Source organism: Aquincola tertiaricarbonis, assembly GCF_000969605.1.
In the GTDB taxonomy this organism is placed as follows: domain Bacteria; phylum Pseudomonadota; class Gammaproteobacteria; order Burkholderiales; family Burkholderiaceae_C; genus Aquincola; species Aquincola tertiaricarbonis.
On record NZ_JZUE01000040.1, the window covers coordinates 25,421 to 33,294 of the forward strand.

Sequence of the window (7,874 nt, forward strand, 5' to 3'; positions counted from 1 at the left end):
TTCGCTAGCTGAACAAGCGCATTATCGCAATTTTCGCAGGCCTCTCTCGAAGAACGCCCGGCGCGAGCGAATGGAGCTACCTCCCTTCTGCACCCGATCGCTGTGCTTGCTCCCGCGCAGCATCAACGTGGATTCATCTGATTGGTCACGCCAATCGGTCGGCCGCCCTCACATGACGTGTCCGTTGCAAAGGGCGACCTCGCTGACACTGCTTGTCCCACGACGCCGGCTAAATCGTCGACCGCGTACGGTTTCTGCAGAAGTTGAAATTCGCCGCTGCCTTCGTCCGCCAGCACCTCGCTGTAGCCGCTGGTCAGCACCACCGGCAATCCGGGGTACGTCTGGCCAATGAACCTGGCCAGCTCCAGCCCATTCATGCCCGGCATGATCACGTCAGAAAAAACGAGATCAAACCGCCCAGGGCTCTGTTCAAGCATGGCGATGGCTTGCGCTGCGTGCCTGGCCCAAGCCGTACGGTGGCCGAGGTCGTGCAGCACCTCCGTTGTAAAACGGCCCACGTCCTCGTTGTCTTCGACGACCAAGACGCAAGCGGACAAGCGAGCGGTGGACGGCGGCTGCGGCGGCGCGGTGACAACGGCCAGGCCACGGTGCACAGAGGCGGGCGTGCTCGGCAGCAGCAGCGTGAACGTGGACCCGTTGCCCGGCGTGCTCTCAACGGTCACATTGCCGCCTGACTGCTGCGCGAAGCCGATGACCTGGCTCAGGCCCAGTCCCGTGCCCTTGCCGGTGGGCTTGGTGGTGTAAAAGGGCTCGAAGACCTGCTCCAGCCGCTCGGGTGGGATGCCGCAGCCGGTGTCGCGCACCAGCACTGCCAAGAATTGGCCCGCGCGCGGCGGCTGGCCCTGCGCCGCCGGCAGCTGCTGGACGGCCCGCACCTGCAGCACCAGTTCACCGGTGCCGTTCATCGCGTCGCGGGCGTTGATGCACAGGTTGATGAGTGCCGTCTCAAACTGGTTGACATCGGCATGGGCATACAGCGGCTTGGCGGCCATCGGGCCGGTGATGTGGATGCCAGGACCGAGCAGCGGCCGCACCATATCAATGACGGTGGCTGTGCGTTCGGCAACGTCGAATGTTTCGGGGTTCAACGGCTGCCGTCGCGCGAAGGCCAGCAGCTGGCCGGTGAGCTTGGCGGCCCGGCGCACCGTTTCGGCAATGGTGTCGAGAAAGCGCACGCGGCGGTCGTCCGGCAGGTCGGGCTTGCGCAACAGCGCCACCGAGGAGCCGATGACCGTCAGCAGGTTGTTGAAATCGTGGGCCACACCGCCGGTGAGCTGCCCCATGGCCTCCAGCTTTTGGGCATGCCGCAGCGCGTCCTGCGCTTTCAGCAGCTCAGCGCTGCGCTCTGCCACGCGTTGCTCCAACGTTTCGTTCAGGTGGCGCGACGCCTGCTCAGCCTGGATGCGGGCGGTGGTGTCGTAGCCGCCGATGAACACACCGGTGACCTGCTCGTCGTCGTCTCGCACCGGATGGAACAGCAGATCAAAATAGTGAACGTCCGGCTGGTTGACCAGCGAGATGGCGATGTTCGGCGCTGTGAACGGCACACCCGTGCGGTAGACACCGTCCATCAACTCGTAGAAGCCCTGACCCACCAGCTCGGGGAACACCTCGCGCACCGTACGGCCCAAGAACTCGCGCGGGCCGGCGATGCTGCGGTATGCGTCGTTGACGTACTCGTACACATGCTCCGGCCCGCTCACCATTGCCACGAACCCCGGCATCTGCTTGAGCAAGGCGCGCTGACGGTGCTGCTCGTGGTCGGCGCGGCGTTGAGCGAGTACCTTGCCAGTGGTCTCGACCCCGGTGCAGAACATGCCCAGCACCTGGCAGGCTTCGTCGCGCAGCGGCATGTAGGTGAAGCTCCACCAGGTCTGCTCTTCATAGCCGTTGCGCATCATGGTCAACGGCAAGTCTTCAAAAAGGCTGCCCTGCCCGTCCAGGGCGCGCTTGACGATGGGGTTGATGTCCGGCCAGATGTCCGACCACAGCTGGTGAAACGGCTGTGCCATCGCTTGCTCCACCCTGGCGCCCAAGAACGGCGCATAGGCGTCATTGAAGAAAAAGCGCAGCTGCGGCCCCCACGCCACGAACATGGCCGCCGGCGAAGGCAGCCAGGTGGCCAGCGTCTGCTGGAGGGTCGATGGCCAGGTCTCCGGCGGGCCCAGGCCGGTTTCCGCCCAGTCCACCAGGCGCAGACGTTCGGTACTGGACGCACCGGGCACATCTAAGAACTTGGGCAGCATGTCATTGGGCTCGGTCAAGTAAAGAAGGATGAGCACGACCCTCGATCGAGGACCCAGGGCTGCATCACAGCACGTTCCCACATGGCCAGAGGGCGGCATCACCCGCCCGGGCAGCAATTTGCACACCGGCCAGGGACGTGCCTCCCTCCAGCAAGCCGCGGGCCGTCAGTTGGCGCCAACGCTTGTCGAACCCTCTCCAGATGTCGTCACTCGCCCAGTCCATGGCCTTCTAGTACCCACGCGCTGTACGCCCCACGGCACCTTGCTCGCCCTTCCACACCACCAAGTCGCAGGGCGCGGGGCCCGCGACCGAGTGAGACGGTGAGCCGCCTGCTGCTGCAACTGCACACGCAAGGGCTGTTTTGTCTGGTCATGGCTGAGGAAGCGCTCGACGGCCGTTGCTGACCCAACGGCAGGCGCCTTGTCATGCTGTCCAGCCTGAGCATGAACAGCGCGGTGTCCGGCGGCGGACAGCCGCTGCTTCGCGGCATGGTGACACACGCGGCTGACGCAGCGGCGGGCGCACGTCACCGGCGCTGGCTGATGGTGCCAGCTCGGGTGTCGCCGCCGGGCTCGACGGCCACACGCACCCCCCGCGTCGCTCCCGGTTGCCTCAGCGCAAGCCCAGGTCGGACGGCGACAGACCGTAGTCGGCGATCGCTTTGCGGATCCAGACGAGCGCCCTCAAGCGCTCGTGCTGCCTGGCTGCCTCGGCCTCGGCTTGCAGCGCAAGCAGCCGCTGGAGCATTGCGGGATAGCGTGGCCAGGCGTCGCCGCCTTCTGTGGTCTCTTGCACCGTGGAACGCACGTGCTCCAGGCCCGCCGGCTCCGAGCGGGCCGGCTCCGTGCCCAGGACCCGTTCGGGCAACACCTGTGGCCCTTGTCTCGGGACAGGGGCTGTCTCGTTCGGACGCGTGATGGTGACTTCACCATGCAGTTGCCGCCTGGAACGCCGATGCTGGAGACGGGAAGCGGTGTGCACTTCGGCGGCACCGGTCTCCGGGCTGGCGGGCTCTTGCGCGCCTGCGGCCGTCGACTGAAGTGCTGTCTGTAAGCCCGCCTCGGGTGACGCAGGCGATGACAGTCGAAACACGCGAGGTGGTCGAGCGGCTTCCTCTGCCGGCCTCCCCGGCAGGTCAGACAGGGAAAGCTGCTCTCCCCTGCGCTTGACGACGGTGACCACCGGTGCAGTATCAGGCTGTTCCGCCGGACGTTGCGAGAAGAAAGCTTCGGCTGCCAGACGCGCCGCGCTTGGCGCACGTTGGACTTCGGGGATCTCGAACGAGTTGGGCACAGGAAAGTTGAGTGACAGGCCAAGTAGGGGGCGGAGGGCCAATGGTAGGCCTGAGCGGTAGCCCGTCGAGCTGCGCAATCCGGGCTGAAGACGTCGGCCACATCGAACAGCCGCTGTCTCGGTGCGGCGCGTCTTCCACTTCCCGAAACGCGCCTGAGGACCCGATCAGCCTTCGACGCGGAACGACTCCAGCGCGCTGCCATTGGCCAGCGCCTGCTTAAGCCATCTCGGCTGCAAACCGCGGCCACTCCAGGTGTTGCCGGACTCGTCTCGGTACTTCACCGGCGGCTTGCCCGCAGCGCCCTTGCCGTTGGCCGCACGGACCTTCTTGCTGGCCGGTGGGCGACCGCGGCGCGCGGCCGTGGCGCCGGCTTCACCGCTGGCATCCGATGCGGCCGGGGCGGACGCGTTGTGGCCCGCAGCGCCCGCACCACCGCCACCCGTGGCGAAGTCGTGCAAGGACTTGCCCTGTTGCAGCGCCTCGCGCAACCAGCGCGGACGCGGCCCCCGACCGCCCCACACATTGCCCGAGTCATCGGCATAAGCCACCGAACGGGCTTTGGGTTGCCGACCGCGCTTCGGCGCGGCCGCACGCGACGTAGTGCCAAACAGATCGCGCTCGGTCAGCTCGTACGCCGCGATCGCTTCACGGATGCGGGCGACCACACCCGCTTTTTCTTCTTCGCGAAGTTGGTTGGCTTCGGCTTGCAGCTTCTCAATTTGCGCCTGCAGGTCGGCGAGTGACTTCTTTGCCATTGGCGGTCTCACTGAATCGGAAAAGTTGAAGTATGCCGTAACGCCGTATTGTTTGATTGGGTCTGTATCGTTAACAAATTGGAAACCACGGTTCGTGCTGGAACATCTCCGGCTGATTATGAGTGCAAACCTACCCGCCAGCGCGTACAGGCGGGGCGTTTGCTCAGAATCCCCGTGACGCACCGTCACCTCAAAGTCACCGGAATCAGCCACCTCATGGTTACGGCCAAGAAAGCCCTCAACCACCAAGACCGTCAGCGCCGAGAAGACCGTTGCTGCCAAGAAGTCGAGCAGCGCGGGACTGAAGCCCATCACCTCCGCCTTCAACAAGACCTCGCTGCTCGCGCATTTGGCTCAGACGATTGGCTTCGATGCCAAACAGGTCAAAGCCGTGCTGGCAGGACTTGAGGCGACGATGCAAGCTTCGCTGCACGAGAAGGGACTGGGGGAATTCACGTTGCCGGACCTTCTCAAGGTGACGGCCGTTACCGTGCCGGCTAGAAAGAAGCGCGTGAGCATCAACCCATTCACCAAACAGGAGCAGACGTTCGCTGCGAAACCGGCGACGACAAAGCTGCGCCTGCGCGCACTCAAAAAGGTGAAGGACGCGGCGCTAAGTCCAAGCGCCACTGATCACCCCCCGCCTGCCGTCGCGCCAGGGCCTCTTCGAGAAAGAGCGCACGGCCGGCAACGCGCGTGCAACCATCCACCAACGGGGCCTTCAGGTCACACTCATGCGTCGCAATGCCCTCAATTGCGACGGCTTGACGCTTGTTCCGTACGGCTCGTCTGGGCCGGCCGGCGCATTGGCGTGAGCCGGGCTTACCTCGTGCTGCTGCCAGGGAACCGGTCCTAGCGCTCGGAAGGGCACGGGGGGGGGGGTGAAACCACATGGCGCCGCCGCCATCGACATGTCGAGCCGCGGTTCGACTAACCAGCGGCGCGCCAGCCGGCGAAGGGGCCCGGCTCACGGCAGAACAGGTCAGACGCTCAATTGACCGATGCACCATCGGCGGTAATGGCGTCAAGCGGCCCGTAGCGTTGCCAATCGCCCCGGGTCAGCACATGGGCAGCTGTAATGGTGCCATACCAAGTCTCGGGGCCGCGGTACTGCATCCCCAACCGACCCATGACCCGTGCCGAAGCGAGGTTGTCCGGGTGGCGAATGGCGATGAGTTCTGGAGCTGCAAGTTGGGCGAACGCAAAAGCGGCCATGGCCCGAGCAGCCTCGGTGGCCAGCCCCTGGTGCCAATAGTCAGGGTGCAGCCGCCAGCCGATCTCGAGTGGATTGCACTGCAAACTCGCCAAGTCGGCCGGGGGCTCGGCCTCCCTTCTTGCGTACTGGATGCAACCGGCGCCGACCAACCGGTCAGCTGTGGGCTCGATAAAAGCCCACCAACCCGTTCCCCATGCCTCCCAGCAGCGCCGTGCGCGGGCGATCATGGACATTGTCTGCTCTCGTGTGGCCGGCTGACCGCCGATGTAGCGCATCACCTCGGGGATCTGGTTCATCGCATCGAGGCCGTCGACATGCCGGTCTGAGACGGGCTCCAGACGCAGTCGAACTGTGGTCAGGACGGTCATGTGCAGGTTACCTTCATACAGGGCCGCCGCGATAGACAGCGGAGTGCGTTCGAGGGAGTGCGTTCGAGGTGCCGGCATGCATGCCGAGGCCGGTAGTGGCCGCTCTCCTCCCCTTCGAGCGCCGCTTTACTTCAATCCCGTGCAGAAGGAGATGTTCAACCGGGCATCGTACTGCGGATTGCTTGTCACGGGCGTCTAGCAAGGCTGACGGGCACTCCAGCGAACTTGGCACGGGAGCCTGCCTGACGACCGAAGCCAGGGGGGTACACCCGGTACTGGACATGCCCGCCTGGAAGGCGTGCGGCTTAACGGACCATCGACTCGCTCAAGCAGGGCGATGGCCTCGACGACAACTTGGCCGCTGCGGACGAGTTCTGTAGGTGACGAAGGAGCACGGCCGTGACGGCCACACGTGCCTCAAAGAGACGCCCGCGACCTGGCGCGGAGAAACGTGCCTTCACGTGCGAATGCCCCGACGCCCTGAACCCAGACCTGCTCAGCTTGTTCAAGGCCATTGATTAAGCAAATAATGAACCGCGGTGCCCGATTCGGCCCGGCGACTGGCCCCGCACCAAGGGGCATGAGGATGAATGGACCTTGTTGCTCGCAGCTGTCACGAGGGCATTGCAGCCGCCGGGGTCGGACCTCTGGGGCGGGCCCTCCAATCGTGGATTACCCGCACAACCGACAAGCCGCATTGACCTGCCAGGTCTTGTCCCATCACCGTCAGGGGGCGACCGCGCCGCACTCGATCTGGGTGTAGTGTCTCAGGACGCTGGTCGAGGAAAGTGCCGCGGACGCAGAAAGCCTGCGCAGCCAGGCCGACCGTCTTGTCGAGAGCGTGGCAGTTTTCAAGACCGGTAGCTGACTCTCAACTTCGCGGCAATTCGACACGGGCAGAAACGCCTTCACAGGCCTGGGCATCACCCCGGCTGAGCGTTGGGGTGTTGCAGTCTAATGGCAGCCCATCAGCGGGCAACTGGTGCACCGTTCCAAAACTAATGCGACGGAGGCAGGTTGCCTCTAATCGTCCGTGACGAGCCGACTCAATGCAAGGTCAGCACCACCAGGTTTCGATGCTGGCACCACAGGGCGGAGGTAAGCCTGGAGGCCTGGCTCCTGCTCCACCATGCGCAGACTCAGATGGCAATCCCGGATGCACCCGTGTATGGATTGCCCAAGCGCCAGATCAGCGGAACCATGAGCCGGAGGGCCGGCGGGCGTGAACTACTGCCTAGGCCGCGGCAACTTCCTGCGCTGTACTGGGTTAGTCTCTTGAGGTGGCCCCGGCGCAGCGACTTTTTGGCGGTCGAAGACAGGCGCTGCCGCCAGGCACAGTGCTTGCAATGATGCGCCGCAACCTCTATAGGAGGTGAACCTCATCCTCAGGAGTGGACAAGTAATGATGCAAGACATGGGCGAGCCACGGCCCCCTGCTCCATATCTGCTGGCAACAGCCGTACTCGCACTGGTTGGATTCGGCATTGCCTTTCTGTTGTGGGCGCATGATTCGAGCGCGGTTAAAGGTGCCATGCGACTGACATTCACTGCAAGCCTGCTAATGGCGCTTGCGTCCACTGCGGTAACAGTGGTGCTCGTCCGCCGAGTGTTGATTCGTATTGATGCAGCGCTGGAAGCTCACCACCCGCTGATCAGCACGTTGCCGCGTTCGCTTGCACCCTTTGCAGTGATTCTCATTGGCGGGTTCGTGCTCTCGGCCGCGCCGGCGTCGGAGACGACGCTACAGCTCCTGTTTAAGGTCTTGACGACTCTCAGCGTTTCGGCGCTCACCGCAGTGGCCGCTTTGCTTCCCCTCGCAGTTCTGCGCTTGCATGCGAGCCACGCGGAGCACAAATGCCGCAGCCGATGCGCAACGCAATGTTCGCAATTTACGCAAGTAAAGAGTGCTGGCCAAATGAGACGACGCCGCTTGAGTCTCTAGGGAAGGTCTGCACAACGCGATGCGATGCGCC

Annotated in this window: 6 protein-coding genes; 2 read left to right on the top strand and 4 right to left on the bottom strand. The window is 64.2% G+C overall.

All coding sequences use genetic code 11. The annotated features are described in order from the left end of the window. Positions 1–122 precede the first annotated feature (122 nt). The 3 genes from VO99_RS26395 to VO99_RS31935 form a co-directional block, all read right to left on the bottom strand. The gene (locus VO99_RS26395) at positions 123–2,267 is read right to left on the bottom strand and encodes a PAS domain-containing protein (protein ID WP_083440954.1); all 2,145 of its coding nucleotides are present in this window, start codon (positions 2,265–2,267) and stop codon (positions 123–125) included. Positions 2,268–2,880: 613 nt separating this feature from the next. Next, on the bottom strand, positions 2,881–3,450 hold the full coding sequence (locus VO99_RS30610) for a hypothetical protein (RefSeq protein WP_198157084.1): 570 nt from the start codon (positions 3,448–3,450) through the stop codon (positions 2,881–2,883). Between the two features lie 276 nt (positions 3,451–3,726). Further along, positions 3,727–4,629, bottom strand: coding sequence for an H-NS family nucleoid-associated regulatory protein (locus VO99_RS31935; protein ID WP_310733677.1), 903 nt, complete (start codon positions 4,627–4,629; stop codon positions 3,727–3,729). 25 nt (positions 4,630–4,654) lie between these two features. Here VO99_RS31935 and VO99_RS31940 point away from each other — a divergent pair, with 25 nt between their 5' ends. Beyond that, positions 4,655–5,173: an HU family DNA-binding protein gene (locus tag VO99_RS31940; RefSeq protein WP_310733678.1), complete on the top strand. Its 519-nt coding sequence runs from the start codon at positions 4,655–4,657 to the stop codon at positions 5,171–5,173. Between the two features lie 134 nt (positions 5,174–5,307). On the opposite strand, the gene VO99_RS26405 is transcribed toward VO99_RS31940, so the two are convergent. Beyond that, positions 5,308–5,901, bottom strand: coding sequence for a GNAT family N-acetyltransferase (locus VO99_RS26405; protein WP_046115953.1), 594 nt, complete (start codon positions 5,899–5,901; stop codon positions 5,308–5,310). 1,402 nt (positions 5,902–7,303) lie between these two features. Between VO99_RS26405 and VO99_RS30620 the strand changes: the two genes are divergently transcribed. Further along, positions 7,304–7,843: a hypothetical protein gene (locus tag VO99_RS30620; protein ID WP_198157085.1), complete on the top strand. Its 540-nt coding sequence runs from the start codon at positions 7,304–7,306 to the stop codon at positions 7,841–7,843. Positions 7,844–7,874: the final 31 nt, after the last annotated feature.